The following is a 19,004-nucleotide window of genomic DNA, read 5'->3' as shown; positions in this document are numbered from 1 at the left end:
TCGTCAGAACGTATGCACGAAGAGCCCGCTGCGGAGCTTCGGCTCGAACCACGTGCTCTTCGGCGGCATGAGCAGCCCCGCGTCGCTGACCGCGAACAGCTCGCCGATCTGCGTCGGGTAGAGGACGATCGCCACCGTGAACGCGCCCGAGTCGACGCGCCGCTCGAGCTCGCCGATCCCGCGGATGCCCCCGACGAAATCGACGTGCTTGTCCCGCCGCGGGTCGCTGACGCCGAAGATCGGGCCGAGGATCTGGTCCTGGCATATCGAGCAATCGAGCGAGGCCACCGGGTCCTTCGCGTCGAACGACCCCGGGCGCACCCGGGCGGTGTACCAGCGGCCGCCGAGGTAAAGCCCGAAGGCCTTGGGACCTGCCGGGGTCGCGGCCGCGCCGTCCTGGACCGGCACCGGCACCATGTCGAGCCGCTCGCCGAGCGCGGCGAGGAGCGCCTCCGCGCTGCGGCCGGCGAGGTCTCGCACAACGCGGTTGTACGGCATGATGTTCATCTGGTCGTGCGGGAAGACAACGGCCAGGAACACGTCGTGCTCGCCGCCGTCGCCGCGCAGCTTCCGGTGCACGCGCGCCGCCGCGGCGCTGCGGTGGTGGCCGTCGGCGACGTAGAGCGTCGGGATCTGCTGAAAGCGCTCCTCGAGGTCGGCGGTCGACGCGCGGCCGAGGACCCAGAGCTTGTGCTCGACGCCGTCGGCCGTCGTGAAATCGTAGATGGGCGGCGATTGCGTGGCCTGCGCGACCGCGCTGTCGATGCCCTCGTCGGCGCGGTACGTGAGGAAGACCGGCTCGTCGTGGGCGCCGAGCTCCTCGATGTGGCGGGTGCGGTCGTCCTCCTTGTCGGGGCGCGTCTTCTCGTGCTTCTTGATGACGTCCTGCTCGTACTCCGCGACCGAGGCGCAGCCGACGACGCCGATCTGCCGGTGCTCACCCATCTTCTGGGCGTAGAGGTAGAGGTGCGGATCCGGGTCCTGCGCGAGATCGCCGCTGGCGATGAGGTCGGCGAGGTTCTGCGCGCCGCGGGCGTAGACCGCGTCGTCGTGCTCGTCGGTCCCCTCGGGCAGGTCGATCTCGGGGCGGGAGACGCGGAGGAAGCTGTGCAGCCCCCCGGCCGCGAGGGCGCGCGCCTCGGCCGTCGAGATGACGTCGTACGGCGGGCTGGCGACGCGGGCCGCGTGAGCCTGGGGAGGTCGGTAAGCGCGGAAGGGTCGGACGGTGGCCACGGCGAAGCGCCTACTCCAGCGGACGGGGCGCGTCGAGGCGGCTCTGGCGGCGGGCGCCGCGGCGAGCAAGGCCGGCCGACCGCGCGCCGGCCAGCGCGGGGCCGCGGCGACGGCGACGCTGATGGCGGCGCGCGGCGCGTGCTAGGAGGGACACGCCCGCTCCCACGAGGCGGGCAGCTCGCCGCGCCGCGTCTCGAGACCGCACACCGCACACCGCATCACGAGGAACCTTGTCCAGCTCCGGTGAGTCCTACCCTCCGTCCCGCTATTCGACGCTCCCGCCCGGCTCGTCGGACGACGACCTCGCCCTGCCGGGCGAGGTCCCCTCGTTCTCCACGTCGCGCTCCCGCCGCGTGATCGCCGTCGGGGGCGGCCGCGGGGGCGTCGGGAAGGCGACGCTCGCGGTCAACCTGGGGGTGTACTTCGCGCAGCTCGGCCGCGACGTGATCATCCTCGACACCGACGCCTACAGCCCGGGGCTGCACGCGGCGCTCGGGATCGAGACGCCGCCGCTCGTCACGCGCGAGGACATCGAGGAGGGCAAGGCCGAGCCGATCGCGACCACGGTGCCCGGGCTCCGGCTCGTCCCGACCGCGTACGACCCGATGACCGCCACGCCGCTCCGGCCGAGCCGCGCCGCCTACTGGATGAAGATGATCCAGGAGCTCGACGTCGACTACGTGATCGTCAGCCTCGGCGCGGCGACCGGCTCCTCGACGCTCGACCTCTTCCTGCACGCCGACGTCGGCATCTGCGTCACAACCCCCGAGCCGCTCGCTGTCGAGCACGCCTACCGCTTCTGCCGCGCGCTCTACCAGCGCACCCTGCGCCGCGCGCTCATGAAGGAGCGCTTCAAGATCCGCCTCGTGGAGAAGGTGGCCGGGTCGCTCCCGGCGCTCGCGACGCCGCGCGACTTCATCATGGAGGTGAAGCGGTTCGACGAGGGGGTCGCGTCGCTGGCGGCCGCGCAGCTCCCGCGGGTGAAGCCGCACCTCGTCGTCAGCCAGACGCGGCACCGCTCCGACCTCGAGCTCGGCCCGGCGATGAGCGCGGTGTCGCAGCGCTTCCTCGGCATCTCCCTCGACTACCTCGGGCACATCGAGCACGACGACGCGGTGTGGCTGACCGCGCGGCGGCGCCAGCCGCTGCTCATCGACAGCCCGACGTCGAAGAGCGCGCGCAACCTCGAGCGCGTGGCCCGGCGCATCCTCGCGCTGCTCGCCGCGCGCGACTCGCGCCCGGCCGAGGCGCACGCGCGCGCCCTCGCCGCCGCCGCGAAGAGCGCCGCGCCGGCCACCCTCTACGAGGCGCTCGGCCTCGCGCGCACGGCCGCCGACGACGAGATCCGGCGCGCCTACAAGCGGCAGCGCGACATCTACCGCGAGGGGAGCCTGCCGGTGGTCAGCGTGCTCAGCCCCGCGGTGCTCCAGAAGGAGCAGGCGCGCATCGAGGAGGCGCACGACACGCTCCTCGATCCGGTGCGCCGCCGCGCCTACGACCTGTCGACCTACCCCGACGATCCGCGCACGCCGCTCGGCCCGGCGCGGGCCGAGAACTCCGCGGCCGCGGCCGAGCTCGCCATGCTCCAGGCCGAGCTCGCGCGCGAGATCAACGCCGAGACGCAGTTCAGCGGCGCGCTGCTGCGCAAGGTGCGCGAGTCGCAGGGCGTCGAGCTCACCGACATCTCGCAGCGGACGAAGATCTCGCTGGCGCACCTCCAGGCGATCGAGAACGAGTCGATGGGCGACCTGCCAGCGACCGTCTATGTGCAGGGATTCGTTCAGGAAATTGCCAAGTACCTGCGGATCGATCCGGCCCAGGTAGCGAAGACCTACATGCGCCGCCTGCGCGAGATCTCCGCCGGCACGCGCGCGAAGCAGCATGGCTGAGGCGGCGCGCGCCGGCGCCGAGGCGGCGCGCGCCGGCCGCGACCCGACGCGCCGCGGCGGGGATCTCGGGTTCTCGGCGATCGCGTTCGTGCTCGCGCTGCTGCCGCGGCTCTACGTGGCGCTCGCGTGGGCGCGCGAGCCGGTGTGGGACGGCCATTACTACGACTTCGGCGCGCGCCGGATCGCCGCCGGCCTCGGCTACTCGGACGATCTCCTCGTCGGCGGTCAGCCGGTGTGGCACCCCTGGTGCCACTACCCGGTCGGCTACAGCGGCTTCCTGGGCCTCGTCTACAAGCTGTTCGGCGCCGGGCCGCACGTGGCGACGGTCGCGAACGCGGTGGCCGGCGCGCTGCTCGTCGTCGTTGTCCATCGCCTCGCGCGCTGCGCGACGACGCCGACGCGCGCCCGCGTCGCGGCGCTCCTCGCGGCGCTGTCGCCGGGGCTCATCGTGTACGCGGCGCTCCTCATGACGGAGCCGCTCGCGGCGCTCGGCCTGGTGACGGCGCCGTGGCTGCTCGCGCGCGACGCCGCGCGCGGCCGCCTGGTCCGCGGCGCGCTCCTCGCGGGCGCGGCGCTCGGCCTGACGGCGCTGGTGCGGCCGCAGAGCCTGCTCTGCGCGCCGGCGCTCGCGCTGCTCGCGCTGCCTCGCCCCGGCGGGGCGGCCGGCGGGGCGCGCGCCGCGTGGAAGCGCGGCGCGCTCGCCGCGGCGATCTCGGCCGTGACCGCCCTCGCGGTGGTGGCGCCGTGGACGATCCGGAACTGCCGGGTGATGGACGGCTGCGCGCTCGTCTCGACGAACGGCGGCTGGAACCTCGCCATCGGCGCGTTCCCGCGCGCGACGGGGCGCTTCGAGACGCTGCGCGCGGGCGACGGCTGCCCGATCGCGCGCGGGCAGGTCGCCCAGGACCGGTGCTGGATGGCCGCGGGGCTTCAGTGGATCAAGGACGATCCCGTCCGCTGGCTGGCGCTCATCCCGAAGAAGCTGAGCTTCACCTTCGATCACGAGTCGTTCCCCATCGGCTACCTGGGCGAGGCGAACCCCGCGGCGTGGCCCGAGGAGCGGCGCGCGGCCGGGCGCTGGGTGCTCACGGCGTCGCACCTCGGCCTGCTCTCGGTCGCGGCGCTCGGCGTCGTCGCGCTCCCGCGGCTGCGCCCGTGGCGGGCGCTCGTCGCGCAGCTCGCGGCGCTCGCGGCGGTGCTCGGGCTCATCGCGTGGGGCGCGCTCGGCGACGATCACGCCTTCTGGCCGCTCGCCGTGGCGATCCCTGTCATCGCCGCGCTGCCGCTGCCGGGCCGCCCCGCGAACGGGGGAGTCGTCGGTTATCTCGCGTTCGCCGTCGCCTCGGTCGCGCTGACGCACGCGGTGTTCTTCGGCGAGGACCGCTATCACATGGTCGTCACGCCCGCGCTGTGCGTCCTCGCGGCGTGCGCGCTGCGGCGAGGGGAGAAGCGATGACATGAGGGGAAACGGTCGAGGACCGCTCCGCGAACGTGCGATGACGCGGCGGACGTCGGCGCGCCGGCGCCCGACCGAGCCCCGGGCCAGCAAGGGTGTCTGTCGGGTGCCTTGTCGCGCTGGCCAGCGCTGACTCCGCTTCCGCCGGAGCAGCGCCTGCCGGACTCGCGCCCTTCACGGCGCCGCCACCGGCCCTGCCTCGCCGAGCGCCTTCCCCGTCTTCCCCGCCGCTTCCGCTTCCTGCTCCGCCAGCAGCACGATCTCGATACGCCGGTTCTTCGCCCGCCCCGCCTCCGCCGCGTTCGACACGACCGGCGCGAACTCCCCGTATCCGGCCGCGGACAGGCGCTGCGGCGGTATCCCGCGCCCGATGAGCACCTCGACGACCGCCACCGCGCGCGCCGCCGAGACGTCCCAGTTCGACGCGAACCTCGCGTTCTTGCTCAGCTTCTTGTCGTCCGTGTGCCCGGCGACCTGGAACCTGTGATCCGGTATCGTCCGGAGCACCCCCGCGATCTCGGCCAGCGTCTTCCGCCCCGCCGGCTTGACCTCGGCCTTCCCGGCGTCGAACAGCGCGTCGCTCGAGATCTCGAGCAGCGGCAGCCCGCCGCGGATCTCGACGCGGACCTTCCCGCCGTCGACCATCGCCTGGAACCGGCTCGCGAGGTCGCGCATCTTCGCCGCCCGCGCCTCGGCCGCCGCCTGCTGGCGGCGCAGCTCGTCGACCTTGGCCCGCACCTCGGCGAGCTCGGCCGACAGGCTGCCGCGCTCGTTCGCGAGCTGGCCCACGCTCTGCCCGGCGCTCCGGAGCCGCGCCGACAGCTCCTCGTTCATCGCGGCGAGCTCGTCCAGCCGCCGCACGAGCCCGGCCTCGGCCGTGGTCGCCTCGGACAGCGTGAGGTCGCGCGCCCGGAGGTCGTCCTCGAGGCGCCCGAGCTCTGCCTCGAGCGCGGCGACCTGCGCCGACCGCTGCGCCGCCTCGGCGCGGGCGCTCTGGGCCTCGGCCCGGGCCTTGTTTCCCTCCTCACGCTCTCTCCCGATCTCGGCGCGCGCCTGGTCGTAGAGCTCCTGCCGGACGAGGCAGCCCGGCGTCGCCAGCCCGAGCAAGCCCACCGCGAGCAGCCGCGCCGCGGCGGGCGAGCGCCGCGAGAACCACGCCGGGATCGTGCCGGCCATCGTCGTGTGTCTCATGAATCCGGCCGACTCTGGCACGAAACCTCGGGCGGGACGAAATTGCGGGCGCCCCCCGGCTCTCGCTGCGCCGCGCGAGCCCATCGCACAGCGCCGCGAACCCCTGGTACCCTCGCCCCCGTGAGCTCTGGGCGAACCTGGTTTTCCGCGGGCGCGCTGGCCGCGATCACGCTGGCAGGCAGCGCGGCGGCGGCGTTCCCGCACGTGGTCCGCGAGGGGGAGACCCTCGCGCAGATCGCGGAGCGCACCTACGGGCGCGTGCAGATGGAGCAGGTGCTCGTCGCCGCCAACGCGCTCGACGCGGGCGCCGGCGTCCCGATCATCCCCGGCCTCCGGCTGGAGGTGCCCGCGCTCGGCCACCACCGCGTCACCGCGGGCGAGACCTGGGCGAACCTCGCGGAGCGGCTGCTCGGCGCCGCCGACAGGAGCGACGTCCTCGCGCTCTCGAACGACACAATGCCCTGGATCGAGCCGACCGACGGGATGGAGATCATCGTGCCGTACAACCTGCGGTACGTCGTCGGCCAGACCGACAACCTGCTCACCATCGCCTACCGCTTCCTCGGCAAGCGGGACAAGGCGTGGATGCTCCACAAGTACAACCACCTCAAGAAGGACACGCTCCACCGCGGCATGGTGATCCTCGTGCCGCTCACCGACCTGCCGCTCACGACGCAGGGCAAGGCCGAGGCCGCGAGCGCCGGCGCCCTGGTGCGCTCCGAGGGCGCCGGCCGCGCGCGCGAGGCCCAGCGCCGCGTCGACGCCGAGCTGCCGCAGCTCGCCGGCGACGTGCGGAGCGGCCGCTACATCGACGCGGTGGCGCGGGCGAACCGCCTGCTCGGCTACGGCGACCTCGCCCGGGTGCAGATCGCCACGGTGCACCGGCACCTGCTCGAGGCGTACGTCGCGCTCGACGCGACCGGGCTCGCCGAGACCGCCTGCGCCGCGTGGCGCGAGTCCGATCCGACAGCGCGGCTCGACCCCATCGAGCTGAGCCCGAAGATCGTGAGCGCGTGCACCTCGTCGACGGAGCTGCACCTCGGGCCCCCGCCCCCGGACCCCGCGCCTCCCCCCGCGGACGCGGGGATCGCCCGGTGATCTCCCCGGAGCCCGCGCCCGAACGCCTGCCCGCCGGGCACCGCATCGCCTCGCGGTACACGGTGGAGTCGGTCATCGGCGAGGGCGCGTCCGGCGTCGTGTACCGCGCCGCCCGCGACGAGGACGGCCGGCGCGTCGCGCTCAAGGTGATCCACAAGCACCTCTCTGGCACGCCCCAGATCTTCCGGCGCTATCACCGCGAGGCCGCCATCCTGAGGCGGGTCGAGGGGCCTCACATCGTCCGGATGCTCGACTTCGTCGAGGAGGACGGGCTCCTCGCGATCGCGCTGGAGCACATCGACGGCAGCTCCCTCGAGGAGCTCTTGCTGGAGCGCGCGCCGATCGCTGTCGACCTCGCGATCGAGATCGCCGTGCAGATCTGCGCCGCGCTGGAGACCGCGCACGCGGCGGGCGTGGTCCACCGCGACCTCAAGCCGGCCAACGTGCTCATCGACCGCCCGGCCGCGCCGCCGGACGGGTACGACGGCGCCGCGCCGTCGCCGCTCGCGGGCCGCGTCCGCGTTGTCGATTTCGGGCTCGCGAAGGTGGTGCACGGCGATCAGATGGCGCCCGGGCTCACCGAGCAGGACATGATCTTCGGCACCCCCGAGTACATGGCGCCGGAGCAGGTGCGCGGAGACGACGTCGACCCGCGCTGCGACGTCTACGCGCTCGGCTGCATCCTGTACGAGATGGTCGTCGGCGCCGCGCCGTTCAGCAAGCGGACGCCGATCGCCGCCATGACGGCGCAGATCGCCGAGCAGCCGCTGCCGCCGCGCTCCAGCGAGCACGGCGCGCTCATCTCGGCCGGCCTGGAGGCCGTCATCCTGAGGGCCCTGGCCAAGGACCCGGCGGAGCGGCACCCGAGCGCCCCCGCCTTCGCCGACGCCCTGCGCGCCTGCCGCGAGCGGCGCTTCATCGGCCATTCCCGCGCCAGCCTCGCCAGCCTCCACGACGCGGACTCGATCACCGAGCTGGAGCTCGAGCAAACCGGCCTGGATCACGCCGCCGCCCAGAACGACGTTTCCACTCCGGACGTCGCGCTCCGCGCCCCGTCCCGGGAGAGCGCGGTGGTCCGGGCGCTGCCCGAGGCCAGCGCTGCGGTGTCCAACGAGGCGTCCGGCGACAGCGCGGCGAGCGCGGGCAGCTCGTCGCGCGAGCGCATTCTCTGGACCCTGGTGGCCATTCTCTGCGCGGTCGCCGGAATCGCTGTCGGCACGCTGATCGGGTCGCGTTGACCGCGCTCCGACCTGGAATGCGGTGATGACGTGGAGCGCCCGGGTCGCGATAATCGCGATCATGCGCTCCCTGCTGTTCGGCGACGCTGTCCTCGCTGCCTTCTCCTCTGCTCGGCGCCGTCGAGCGCGCGCTCTCCGCGGCACCGCCGCGGCGCTCACCCTCCTCGCCCCCGCCGCGGCCTCGGCCTACGACTCGCTCGCCGCGCCGTGCCCCGAAGACCCGCTGTTCTGCGAGCGGGGCCCTGTCGCCTTCCAGCGCAGAGCCGCCATCCCGCTCGATCTCGACTTCGAGACGGGCTGGATTCCGCCGAGCTCACCGCTGCAGCTGAGCTTACGGGCCGCGGTCTATGCGAATACCGAGGTGTCCCTGAGCGGCGCGCTCGAGGCGTCGTGGCCAGAGGCGCTCTCGCTCACCGCCCCCGGCGACGCGGGCGGAGGGGTGTTTGCCTGCGATTACGGGCTCGACGTCAGCGCCCAGGGACGCGTCAGCATCTCCGTCCTGGGCCAGGACTTCGACTGGACGGGCGATATCCCTTACGTCCCGCAGGTCGACTTCCAGGTGCACACCCGCGGCGAGTTCGACGCCTGGGGCTGGGATCCGGGCATCACGCTGGCGAGCTCGACGGACGTGCAGCGGCTCGCGTCCGTCTCCCTCGCCGACATCATCGGATCGATCCCCGGCGTCGACGGCAGGTTCGAGCTCGACGTCGCCATGGATGTCACCGCGCGTTACGCAACACACCGCGTGGCCGTCGAGACGCTCGATCAGGCGACGGTGAGCGGGGGCGACATCACCCCGGAGCGGAGCGCGTCCTCGACGGAGTACCTGGGCGGTCCGTCGGTCGAGCTCAACGTGCGCCCGGAGGGCTCGGTGCGCTACGAGGGCACGCTCCACCTCATCCCCGCGTTCGGCATCAGCCTGCTGGGCCGCGAGTGGTCGATCCCGATCGTCGACATCCCGCTCGCCTTCCCGCTCACCGAGCAGGCCTGGCTCTTCGAGAGCGAGCGCGTCCACGTGCCGCTCCCGGATCTCGCGCTGGACAAGCAGGAGATCGATTTCGGCGCGGTGGAGGTGGGGCAGGTCAACGCGGAGCTCGTCACGCTGTCCAACGCGGGGGAGGCGCTGCTCGACGTCGCCGTGACGACAGGCGACGCGGAGAGCTTCGAGCTCGCGGACGCCGCGCTCGAGATCGACGGCGAGGCGGCGATCGACCTCGCGATCCGCTTCGCCCCGAAGGCCGCCGGCGAGTTCACCGCGACCGTCCTCCTCGCGTCGAACGATCCGGACGCGCCGGAGCAGGCGATCTTCGTGAGGGGCGTCGGGGTCGACAGGCCGGAAGATCCGCCGGACAGCGGCGAGCCCGCCGCGCAGGACGGCGGCTGCGCTTGCCGCGCGGCCGCCGGCGCGCAGGGCGGCGACGCCTGGGCCGCCGGGCTGTCGCTCGCCGCGCTCGCGGGCGGCCTCCGGCGCCGGCGCCGCGTGGCCTGAGCCTCAGGCGGCGCTCGGCGACCCCACGGAGATCTTCCGTCGCGTCGACACCGCCGCGATCCGCTCCAGCTCCTCGCCGCGCAGCGTCTCCTTGAGCACGAGCGCCTCGGCGGCCGCCTCGAGGCCCTCGCGGCGGTCGACGAGGAGCTGCTTGGCCTTCAGGTACATCTCGCCGAGCCGCTCCCTCACCTCCTCGTCCACCTCGCGCGCGGTCTCCTCGCTGCAGGTGCGCTCTTCCTGGATCACGCCGAGCATCGGCGCGCCGACGTTGCGCGACAGCGCGGGCAGCCCGAGGCGCCGGCTCATCCCGAGGCGGGTCACCATCTCGCGGACGAGCGCCGTGGCGCGCCCGAGGTCGTCGTGCGCGCCGCTCGACACCTGGCCCAGCGCGACCTCCTCCGCCGCCCTGCCGCCGAGCATCACCGTGACGCGCGACTCGATCTCCTGCTCCGTGGCGAGCTGGCGCTCGTCGCGGGGCACCTGGATCGTGACGCCGAGCGCGCCGATCGTCCGCGCCACGATCGACACCCGCTCCACCGGATCGGCGGCCGGCAGCGCGAGCGCGACGAGCGCGTGCCCGGCCTCGTGGTAGGCCACGCGCCGCCGCTCCTCCGCGGTCATGATCTGCCCGCGGCGCCGGAGCCCGAGCTGCGAGCGATCGAGCGCCTCGTCGAAGTCGGCCTGCCCGATCTCCTTGGCGCCGCGCCGCGCCCCGGCGAGCGCCGCCTCGTTGACGATCTTGGCCAGGTCGGCCCCCACCATGCCCGGCGTGCGCCGCGCCACGAGCCCGAGGTCGACGTCGTTCGCGAGCGGCACCCGGCGCGCGTGCACGGCGAGGATCGCCTCGCGCCCCCGCAGGTCGGGCCGGTCCACGATGACCTGTCGGTCGAAGCGCCCGGGCCGCAGCAGGGCAGGATCGAGCACCTCGGGCCGGTTGGTGGCGGCCATCAGGATCACGGTGGTGCGCGCGTCGAAGCCGTCGAGCTCGGCGAGGAGCTGGTGGAGCGTCTGCTCCCGCTCGTCGTGGGTCGAGATCGCGCTGAGGCCGCCCCGCGTCCTGCCCACGGCGTCGATCTCGTCGATGAACACGATGCTGGGCGCGCTCTTGCGCGCCTCCTCGAAGAGCTCGCGCACCCGCGCGGCCCCGAGCCCCACGAACATCTCGACGAACTCGCTCGCGTTGAGCGAGAAGAACGGCACGTTCGCCTCGCCCGCCACCGCGCGCGCGAGCAGGGTCTTGCCCGTGCCGGGCGGCCCGATGAGCAGGAGGCCGCGCGGGATCCGCCCGCCGAGCGACCGGTACCGCGACGGCTCCCGGAGGAAGTCGACGACCTCGACGAGCTCGTCCTTGGCCTCGTCGACCCCCGCCACGTCCGAGAAGCGCACCGGCTCCTGCTTCGACCGGTCGTAGACCTTCGCCTTGCTGCGCAGGAACCCGAGCGGCCCGCCGGCCCCCTGCCCCGACCGGCGCAGCATCATGAAGAACGCCGCGTTGATGAGGACGAGCGGCACGAGCCAGATCGCCACCTGCATCCACGCCGAGGACGGGGCGCTCTTCGCCTCGATGCGGACCCCCTGGTCGAGCAGCGCCCTCACGAGCGGCTCGTCCTCGACGCCGGGCAGCCGCGTCACGCGGACGCGCTCCCCGGGCCGCTGCGCCTCCCCCCGGCGGATCAGCTCGATCTCGTCGGGCTTCACCACCGCCGAGGCGACCTCCCCGCGCCGCACCTCGGCGACCGCCTCGTCGTAGGGCACGAGCGGCCGCCCCAGCGGCCTGAGGATCCCGGAAAAGACCAGGATCGCGCCGGCGATCAGCAGGTACCCGAGCCACGCGCGCGACGCCGGTCTCCTCTCGTCAGCCATTCCCTGGAGCTGATGTGTGGTGGGCGTCACCGCGGCAAGCCCTCGGCCCCGGAGGAACGGGAAAGCCAGCGGTAAAGCCGCGCGGACGAGGGAGCCCAGGCGCGGCCGAGCGCGGCCCGGCCGCGCCCGCACGGCGAGGTGATCGCCCCGGGGATCCAGGCTAAAGAAGCGCCCCTGTGCCGCCCTCTCCCGACCGCGCCTCGCTCGCCGCATTTCCCATCGACTGGGGCGGGCTCGCCCCGCTCCGCCTCACATCGCGGGCCGTCGCCGAGGGCGTCTACGCCGGGATGCACCGGAGCATCCGCAAGGGCGCGGGCGTCGAGTTCGGCGGGCAGCGGCCCTACGTGCCCGGCGACGATCTCCGCTTCTTCGATCGCCGCGCGCTGCTCCGCCACGACCGCCTCATGGTGCGCGAGTTCGAGACCGAGACCGATCGCGCCCTCTGGCTGTGCGTCGACGCGACCGCCTCGATGTCGTACCGCGGCCGGCGCGCGCCCGGCGCCAAGCTCGCCTACGCGGCGCTCATCGCCGCGGCCATGGCCCGCGTCGCGCTCGCCACCGGCGATCCGGTGGGGCTCGCCTGGCTGGGCGGGGCCGGCACCCACGGCCTGCCCGCCATGGCGGGGCGCGAGGCGTTCGAGCGGATCGTCGGCGCCCTGGAGGCCACGTCCGCCGCCCAGGACTGGAGCGGCGACGCGAGCGCCATCGAGCGCGCGCTCGCGCCCGTCGCGAAGAAGGCGCGCCGCGGCGCCGTGGTGCTGCTCATCTCGGATCTCCTGGATCTTGCTGATGAATCCGGCGCGGCGGGCGCGCTCTCCGCGTTCACGCCGCTCAGCACGGGCGGCCGCACGCTGATCGCCCTCCAGGTCCTCGATCCCAGCGAGGCGGAGCTCGACTTCGAGGGCAACGTGCGCCTCCGCGCCCTGGAGGGCGGCGCCGTTGTCGAGGCCGACGCGGGCGCGGTCCGCGCGCAGTACCAGGCGCGCCTCGCCGAGCTCACCGACGCCTGGTCGCGCGCGCTCGCCTCGCGCGGCGGCCGCCTGCTCCGCGCGACGACCGCCGAGCCCCCGACCGATGTCGTCCGCGCCCTCGTGCGGGCGATCGCCGAGGCGCGCCGATGAGCTTCGTCACGCTCGGCGCGCTGCTTGTCGCGCTGCTCGTCGGCGCGCCGATCGCCGCGCACCTCCTGCGCCGCCGCCGCGCCGAGGAGCGGCCGTTCCCGCCGGCGCGCCTGGTCCCGGCCACGCCGCCGACGGCGCGGCGCCGGAGCCTCCTCGAGGACCGCGCCCTCTTCGCCACCCGGGCCCTCGCGGTGCTCGCGCTCGCGGTGCTCGGCGCGACGCCGCTCCTGCGCTGCTCGCACCTGTCGCTCAGCCGCAGGGCCGGCGCGTCCGTCGCCCTCGCGATCGTCGTCGACGACTCGCTGAGCATGCGGGCGCGGTCCCGCGGCGGCGATGCCGCGGGCGACGCGCGGCGGAGCGACGCGCCCTCGCGGTTCGAGCGCGCGCTGACGGCCGCGCGCGAGCTCGCCGGCGGGCTCGCGCCGGGCGACGCCGCGGCGATCGTCCTCGCGGGCGCGCCGGCCCGCGTCGCCCTCGCGTCGACGACCAACCTGGCCGCCGTCACCGAGGCGCTCGCCGCGGTGACGCCGTCGGACCGCGCCACCGACCTCGACGGCGCCCTGGATCTCGCCCGCGATCTGCTCCGGGGGCTACCCCAGAGCGACAAGCGGATCGTGCTCCTCAGCGATCTCGCCGACGGCGCGCCCGGCGCCCCGCCCATCTCGGGCACGCCCGACATCGCCACGTGGGTGCCGCTCGAGGAGCTCGAGGCGGGCGGAGAGGACTGCGGGATCGTGCGCGCCGATCGATCCAGCCAGAAGGCGCGCGTCCGCGTCGTCTGCACCGCCGCGTCGGCCGCCGCGCCCGGGCCCGACCCCGCTGCCGCGGAGCGCGACGGCGGCGCGGCGGCGCTGCCCGCCGCGGGCGCCTCCGCGGCCGCGGGGCGCTCGCTCGAGGTGCGCGCCGGCGACGCCGTGCTCGGCAAGGTCGCGCTCCCTCCGGCGCTGCGCGCCGAGGAGATCTCGATCGACCTGCCCTCCGGGACGCCCGAGATCCTGATCGCCGCGCTCACCGGCAGCGACGCGATCGCCGAGGACGATCGCGCGCCGATCATCCCCGCCGGCGGCCCGCTCTCGATCGCTGTCGTCGTCGACCCCGCCACCACGCACGTCGAGACGGGCGGCCCTCCGCCGCTCGAGCAAGCGCTCTCCGCGCTCGACCTCGACGCGCAGATCAGGCCCCTGCCCTCCGTCCCGGAGCACGCGGACGAGCTGGCCGCGCACGCGGGGCTCATCGTCGACGACGCGCCCGGGTTCACGCCGGAGGTGCGCCGCTCGCTCGCCGCGTGGGTCGAGCGCGGCGGCGTCGCGCTCCTGACGCTCGGCCAGCGGGCGGCCGCGGCGCCGCTCGGGGCCGGGTTCGAGCCGCTGGTGCCCGGGGTCGTCCGCTGGTCGCCGTCCCCGGTGCCCGGCGTGGATCCCGCCACGGCGGGCTGGATCGGCCCGTCCGCGGCCGGCCTCGCCGACATCGCCCCGCGCGGCCGGACCACGCTCGGCCCGGAGGCCTCCGAGGGCGCCGAGGTGCTCGCCCGGTGGAAGGACGGCGCCCCGTTCCTGGTGCGCCGCCCGCTCGGGCGCGGCGTCGTGCTGTTCATGACGCTGCCGCTCAGCACGGAGGAGAGCGACGTCTCCCTGCGGCCGGCGTTCCTGTCGCTGCTCGACGGGTTCGTGGGCGCCGCGCGCGCGCGGGGCGGAGCGCGCCGCCTCGCGGCGGGCGAGATGTGGACGTTCGACGGCTACCGCGACGTGAAGGTCGAGCGCGTGCGGGTCGACAGCAGCGAGGGCTCCGCGGGGCGCGCGCCGCTCCCCGTCGCGGAGGTCGAGCGGCGGCTGCGCGTGTCGCCCCCGCTCGCCGGGCTCTACGAGCTCACCCTGGACGGCGAGCGCTCGACGCGCGTCGTCTCGGTCCCGGAGCGCGAGATCGACCTGCGCCCACGCCGCGTCGCCGCGGGCGCCCGCGCCGCGGAGCTGGGCGGCATGTCCGCGTCGATCGACGCGTCGCCCTACGTGGCGTTGCTGCTGCTGGTGCTGCTCGCGGCCGAGCTCCTGCTGCGCGCCCTCGGCGCGCGGCGGGAGCCCGCGGAGGCCCGGGCCGGCTGAAGCCAGCCGATGTCCTCGCCGGCCGAAGCCGGCCGATGTCCTCGCCGGCTGGAGCCGGCGCACGCCTGGGCCGGCCGAAGTCGGCCGGGGCCTCTCAGTGCGTCTGCCAGTGCGCGGGGATCTCGTCCGCCGGCGGGAACTCCGGCTTCGCGGGCGCGGCGGCGACGGCGGGGGCCCGGCGCGGCCCGTTCGGCTTGAAGCTGTGCTCCGCGGCCGGGAACGTGCGCGACTGCACCTCGTCCACGTAGGCGCGCGTCGCCTCCACGATCTGGTCGCCGACCTCGGCGAAGCGCTTCGCGAACTTCGGGGTCAGCTCGCGGAACATCCCGAGCAGATCGTAACAGACGAGGACCTGCCCGTCGCACCCGGCCCCGGCGCCGATGCCGATCGTCGGGACGGAGACCGCCGCCGTCACCTCCTGCGCGAGGTCCGGCGGGATCGCCTCGAGGACGATCGCGTAGACGCCCGCCTCGTCGAGGATGCGCGCGTCGGCGATGAGGCGCTCGGCCGCCTCGTCGCCCTTGCCCTGCACCTTGAAGCCGCCCATCGCGTGCACGGACTGCGGCGTGAGCCCGAGGTGGCCCATCACCGGGATGCCCGCGGCGACGATCCGGCGCACGTGCTCGGCGATCTCCGCGCCCCCCTCGAGCTTGATGCTCTCGAAGCTGCCCTCCTTCATCATCCGCCCGGCGTTCTCGAGCGCGTGCACAGGGGAGAGCTGGAAGCTCATGAACGGCATGTCGCCCACGACGTGAGCGCGCCGCGCGCCGCGCGCCACAGCGCGCCCGTGATAGCAGATCTCCTCGACCGTCACGGGGAGCGTGGTCGTGTGCCCTTGCACGACCATCCCGAGCGAGTCGCCGACGAGCAGCAGATCGGCGCCGCCCTCGTCGAGCAGCCGCGCCATCGTGAAGTCGTAGGCCGTCACCATCGCGATCGGCGAGATCCCTTTGCGGGAGCGGATCTCGGGGACAGTGACCTTCGCCGAGCGCTGCGCCGGTCTGCGCGCGCCGCCGCCACCATTGCCTTGCGGACCGTACATTGTGCCTCCGGGTCGCGGCCGCACCTGCGGTCCACGCCTCCAGAGAGGCTAGAGCGGCGCCCGCTCACCGGCAAGACGCGGCGCGCGGGCCGCCGCGAGCGCCGCCGTCAACCGGCCGCAATCGTCAGCGATCTCCTGTGCTTGCGCGCCGTGACGGGCGCCCCGCCGCCGCGTAGCCAGGTCATCCGTGGCGCTGGCCGGCGCTCCCCGACGGGGGCGCCGCCGCCGGCGCTCGCGAGGCGCCCGGCGGCGCGGCGCGGGGGTTCGTCAGCGCGGTCAGGACGTGGTCGCGCCAGGCGCCGTCGATGTAGAGGTAATCGCGGGCGAACCCCTCGACGACGAAGCCGAGGCGCCGGAGCAGCCGGCCGCTGCGCTCGTTGTGCGGCAGGTAGTTCGCCATCACCCGGTGAAAGCCGAGCCTGTCGAACATGTACGCGATCGCCGCCTGGAGCGCCTCGGACATGACCCCCGAGCCCACGGCGCGCTGGTCGAGCGAGTAGCCGAGGGTCGCGGCCTGGAAGGCGCCGCGGACGAACTGGTTGAAGTTGCAGACCCCGATCACCTCGCCCTCGGGGGCGCCTCGCCACTGGAGCGCGAGCCGGAGCGCCCGGTCGGCGGCGAGGTCGTCGCGATCGCGGAGGAGCCGCTCGCGCCAGAACGCCTCGGTGTAGAAGCCCTCGGGGCGCGGCGGATCCCACCGGGCCAGGTGGTCGCGGTTGCGCTCGAAGTAGGCGAGGTAGCGGCCGGCGAGCTCGGCGGGCGGGATGGAGAGGCGCAGCCGCGCGGTCTCGATGCAGACGGAGTCTTTCAACCCGGCCTCCAGGCGCGGCGCGTCTACGACAGGGTGCCTTCGTCGAGGCGGCGCATCCCTTCGAGGAGCAGCGCCTCGGGCGAGGCGGTGATGCTGCGGGTGCTGGGCGAGAAGCTCGGGTCGAGGCGGAAGTCCCCCTCGCGGAGCGTGAGCATCCGGTAGAACGCGTCCTCGCCCTGCGCGCCGGCCCAGAGCGCGTGGACGACCTGCCCGTCGGCGAAGTGGATCTCGCCGGCCATCGAGTTCGCCTGGATCTTGAGCGCGCACGTCTTCCGGCCATGCCAGAGGATCTGGATCATGTCCGGCAGGCCCATCTCGGCGAGCGAGCCGGACACGCCACGGGGGACGGCTGTCGAGGAGCGCCGCTCGATGAGCTGGCGGAGCTTGGCGGCCATGACGTCGGTCGACGCGGGCTTCGAGACGAAGTCGTCGACGCCGAGATCGAAGGCGCGCTGGGCGGTCTGCCGGTCGGTCTTCGCGGTGAGGATGACCCACGTCTTGTCGCGGCCGAAGCCGAGCTTCAGCGCGTCGGCCCGGAGCGCGAGGCCGGCGTCGGGCTCCTCGAGATCGATCTCGCTGACGACCACCTCGATGTCCTTCGTCTCGAGCTCGCGCCGCGCCTGCGCCACGTTGCGCGCGATCGAGACCTCGAACCCCTGCTCCAGGAGCCGCAGCTCGAGCACCGTCGTCTCCTCGGGATCCGGGTCGACGATGAGCGCCTGGTGCCGATCGGACAGGAGCTTCGCGCGCATGTCGTCGCCGGTCATGACCTGGCGGAAGAGGTCGACGATGTTCGGATCGAAGATGGTGCCGCGGTACTGGGCGAGCACGTCGCAAGCCTCGGGCGGGCGGAGCGCCTTGCGGTAGGGGTTGCGCGGGTTCTGCGTCAGGTCCGCGTAGGTGTCCGCGACCGCGAGGATGCGCGCCCCGAGCGGGATCTCCTTGCTGGACAGGCCGTCGGGGAAGCCGCTGCCGTCGTAGCGCTCGTACATCAGGTTGATCGCCGAGACGACGTCCTGCGGCAGCCCCACCGATTCCATGAGGTGCGCCGGGAGGTCGACGCTCTTCGTCGCGGCGAGCCGGTGCCCCTCGTACTCGGCGACGTTGAGCGCGGTGAGGTGGTACGGGCCGTTCTTGCCGAGGTCGTGCAGGTAGGCCGAGGCCACGTAGCTCGCGACCGTGGTCGGCGGCAGGCCGATGCGCTCGCAGAGCTTCCGGACGATGCGCGCGACAGTGGAGGAGTGGCCCCGCAGGTCCTGCCGGTTGTTCTCGAGCAGGCTGACGAGGACGTTGAGCGTCTCGACGTACGCGTGGCTCGTGGTCGGGTGCGGCGGCGGCGGGATCGGCGCGGACACCGGGGCGACCTGCTGCAGCTGGGCGGGGGGCGACGGCGGCACCGGCGTCGGCGGAGGGCCAGCCGTCGTCCCCCGGGGCGGCGCCGAGGGCGCCCGCATGACGGCCGGAGCCGGCGGCGCCGTGACGAGCGGCACGGGCACCGGCGCGAGCGCCGGCGTCGCGTGCGTCGGCAGTCCGTGCATCGTCTGCGTGTGCATCGGCTGGGCATGCGGCGGCGTCACGTGCGCGGGCTGCCCGTGCATCGTCTGCCCGTGCATCGTCTGCCCGTGCATCGTCTGCCCGTGCATCGTCTGCGAATGCGCCGCGGGCACGTGGGTCAATGAGGCCCGATCGTGCATCACCGGCGCGCGCTCATGCGTCATCGAAGCGCGATCGTGGGCCGTCGACGTGCGCTCGAAGGGGTTGTTGTTGGCGTTGTTGTAGAGGACCTCGTCGAACGAGCTCACCGGCCGGAGCAGCGAGTTGAACGCGGTCGAGTCGCCCCGGTAGTGGTACGCGATGGCCGCGCGCACGGCGGCCGGGCGGGCGACGATGGCGCGTACGTCCCGCACGCCTGCGGCCAGACGGATCTCGTGCAGCGCGACGTCGTTGTCGGGGTCCGCTGTCGCGACCGAGAGCGTCGTGTTCCGCTCGTCGAGCAGGACCGGGAAGACGCCGTGCAGCGTCGCGGTGATCGCCGAGACCTTGGCGAGCACGCGCGGCTCGATGATCGCCTTCGAGAGCTTCTCGGTCGAGACGAAGCGGGTGTTGTGGACGGTCGCGATGAACTTCAGGAGCTCGGCCTCGTTGACGATATCGAGCTCGATGATGGCGTCCTCGATGCGGCCGCGCGTACGCATCGCGTACTCCACGGCGCGACGATGATCGTCCGGGGTGATGCGCCCCTCGAGGACGAGGCGATCGGCAATCCGCTGGTTCAATCCGTGAACGGAAGCCATCGAAACCCTGATTCTACTCAAAAATTGGGGGTGGGCGCGCGCCGGAGAACCCTCGCGGATGGGAGCACGCGGGGAGAGCTGGCCTGCCGCTCGCGGCGTATGCAGCCATGGGGTGCGCTCCATGAATGAGAGCAGAGCTGGGGGCGCCGCGCGAGCCCCGTGAACATCCCGGCGAACGCC

At 74.1% G+C, this 19,004-nt stretch carries 14 protein-coding genes; 8 read left to right on the top strand and 6 right to left on the bottom strand.

Annotated features, from left to right (window positions below; genetic code table 11):
• Positions 1–3: 3 nt before the first annotated feature.
• Positions 4–1,233: a DUF1015 domain-containing protein gene (locus WMF42_RS02380; RefSeq protein WP_437689955.1), complete on the bottom strand. Its 1,230-nt coding sequence runs from the start codon at positions 1,231–1,233 to the stop codon at positions 4–6.
• Between WMF42_RS02380 and WMF42_RS02375 the strand changes: the two genes are divergently transcribed.
• The 3 genes from WMF42_RS02375 (at position 1,226) to WMF42_RS02365 (ending at position 4,578) form a co-directional block, all read left to right on the top strand.
• The gene (locus WMF42_RS02375) at positions 1,226–1,378 is read left to right on the top strand and encodes a hypothetical protein (RefSeq protein WP_155798783.1); all 153 of its coding nucleotides are present in this window, start codon (positions 1,226–1,228) and stop codon (positions 1,376–1,378) included. The two genes, WMF42_RS02380 and WMF42_RS02375, sit on opposite strands and share 8 nt — an antisense overlap.
• An 85-nt stretch (positions 1,379–1,463) precedes the next feature.
• Positions 1,464–3,122 (top strand): helix-turn-helix domain-containing protein, encoded by a 1,659-nt coding sequence (locus WMF42_RS02370; protein WP_061610938.1) that lies wholly within the window; start codon positions 1,464–1,466, stop codon positions 3,120–3,122.
• A complete protein-coding gene (locus WMF42_RS02365; RefSeq protein WP_437689954.1) occupies positions 3,115–4,578 on the top strand; it encodes a glycosyltransferase family 39 protein in 1,464 nt (487 codons plus the stop codon). The genes WMF42_RS02370 and WMF42_RS02365 overlap by 8 nt, the downstream gene beginning before the upstream one ends.
• A 174-nt stretch (positions 4,579–4,752) precedes the next feature.
• Here WMF42_RS02365 and WMF42_RS02360 read toward each other — a convergent pair whose 3' ends face one another.
• Positions 4,753–5,769 (bottom strand): OmpA family protein, encoded by a 1,017-nt coding sequence (locus WMF42_RS02360; RefSeq protein WP_437689953.1) that lies wholly within the window; start codon positions 5,767–5,769, stop codon positions 4,753–4,755.
• A gap of 120 nt (positions 5,770–5,889) precedes the next feature.
• Here WMF42_RS02360 and WMF42_RS02355 point away from each other — a divergent pair, with 120 nt between their 5' ends.
• From WMF42_RS02355 to WMF42_RS02345, 3 genes are all read left to right on the top strand, one after another.
• The gene (locus tag WMF42_RS02355; protein WP_061606544.1) at positions 5,890–6,867 is read left to right on the top strand and encodes a LysM peptidoglycan-binding domain-containing protein; all 978 of its coding nucleotides are present in this window, start codon (positions 5,890–5,892) and stop codon (positions 6,865–6,867) included.
• Positions 6,864–8,105, top strand: a complete 1,242-nt coding sequence (locus WMF42_RS02350; protein ID WP_437689952.1) for a serine/threonine-protein kinase — start codon at positions 6,864–6,866, stop codon at positions 8,103–8,105. Before WMF42_RS02355 ends, WMF42_RS02350 begins: the two co-directional genes overlap by 4 nt.
• Before the next feature lie 361 nt (positions 8,106–8,466).
• The gene (locus WMF42_RS02345; RefSeq protein WP_437689951.1) at positions 8,467–9,594 is read left to right on the top strand and encodes a choice-of-anchor D domain-containing protein; all 1,128 of its coding nucleotides are present in this window, start codon (positions 8,467–8,469) and stop codon (positions 9,592–9,594) included.
• Positions 9,595–9,597: 3 nt separating this feature from the next.
• On the opposite strand, the gene ftsH is transcribed toward WMF42_RS02345, so the two are convergent.
• Entirely contained in the window at positions 9,598–11,457 is a 1,860-nt protein-coding gene (gene ftsH, locus WMF42_RS02340; protein ID WP_437689950.1) for an ATP-dependent zinc metalloprotease FtsH, read from the bottom strand.
• A 176-nt stretch (positions 11,458–11,633) separates the two neighbouring features.
• Here ftsH and WMF42_RS02335 point away from each other — a divergent pair, with 176 nt between their 5' ends.
• Together WMF42_RS02335 and WMF42_RS02330 are read left to right on the top strand one after the other, a co-directional pair.
• The gene (locus WMF42_RS02335; protein ID WP_061606541.1) at positions 11,634–12,578 is read left to right on the top strand and encodes a DUF58 domain-containing protein; all 945 of its coding nucleotides are present in this window, start codon (positions 11,634–11,636) and stop codon (positions 12,576–12,578) included.
• The gene (locus WMF42_RS02330; RefSeq protein WP_437689949.1) at positions 12,575–14,677 is read left to right on the top strand and encodes a VWA domain-containing protein; all 2,103 of its coding nucleotides are present in this window, start codon (positions 12,575–12,577) and stop codon (positions 14,675–14,677) included. Before WMF42_RS02335 ends, WMF42_RS02330 begins: the two co-directional genes overlap by 4 nt.
• Before the next feature lie 94 nt (positions 14,678–14,771).
• Here WMF42_RS02330 and panB read toward each other — a convergent pair whose 3' ends face one another.
• The 3 genes from panB to WMF42_RS02315 form a co-directional block, all read right to left on the bottom strand.
• Positions 14,772–15,719 (bottom strand): 3-methyl-2-oxobutanoate hydroxymethyltransferase, encoded by a 948-nt coding sequence (gene panB, locus WMF42_RS02325; protein ID WP_061611815.1) that lies wholly within the window; start codon positions 15,717–15,719, stop codon positions 14,772–14,774.
• 181 nt (positions 15,720–15,900) lie between these two features.
• The gene (locus WMF42_RS02320; protein ID WP_061611814.1) at positions 15,901–16,530 is read right to left on the bottom strand and encodes a GNAT family N-acetyltransferase; all 630 of its coding nucleotides are present in this window, start codon (positions 16,528–16,530) and stop codon (positions 15,901–15,903) included.
• A gap of 23 nt (positions 16,531–16,553) precedes the next feature.
• Entirely contained in the window at positions 16,554–18,824 is a 2,271-nt protein-coding gene (locus tag WMF42_RS02315; RefSeq protein ID WP_437689948.1) for an HD domain-containing phosphohydrolase, read from the bottom strand.
• Positions 18,825–19,004: the final 180 nt, after the last annotated feature.

The sequence above is a fragment of the Sorangium sp. So ce176 genome, assembly GCF_051519835.1.
GTDB classification, from domain to species: domain Bacteria; phylum Myxococcota_A; class Polyangia; order Polyangiales; family Polyangiaceae; genus Sorangium; species Sorangium cellulosum_G.
Note: the sequence above shows the minus strand (reverse complement) of the source record. Positions and strands in the feature narration are given on the sequence as shown.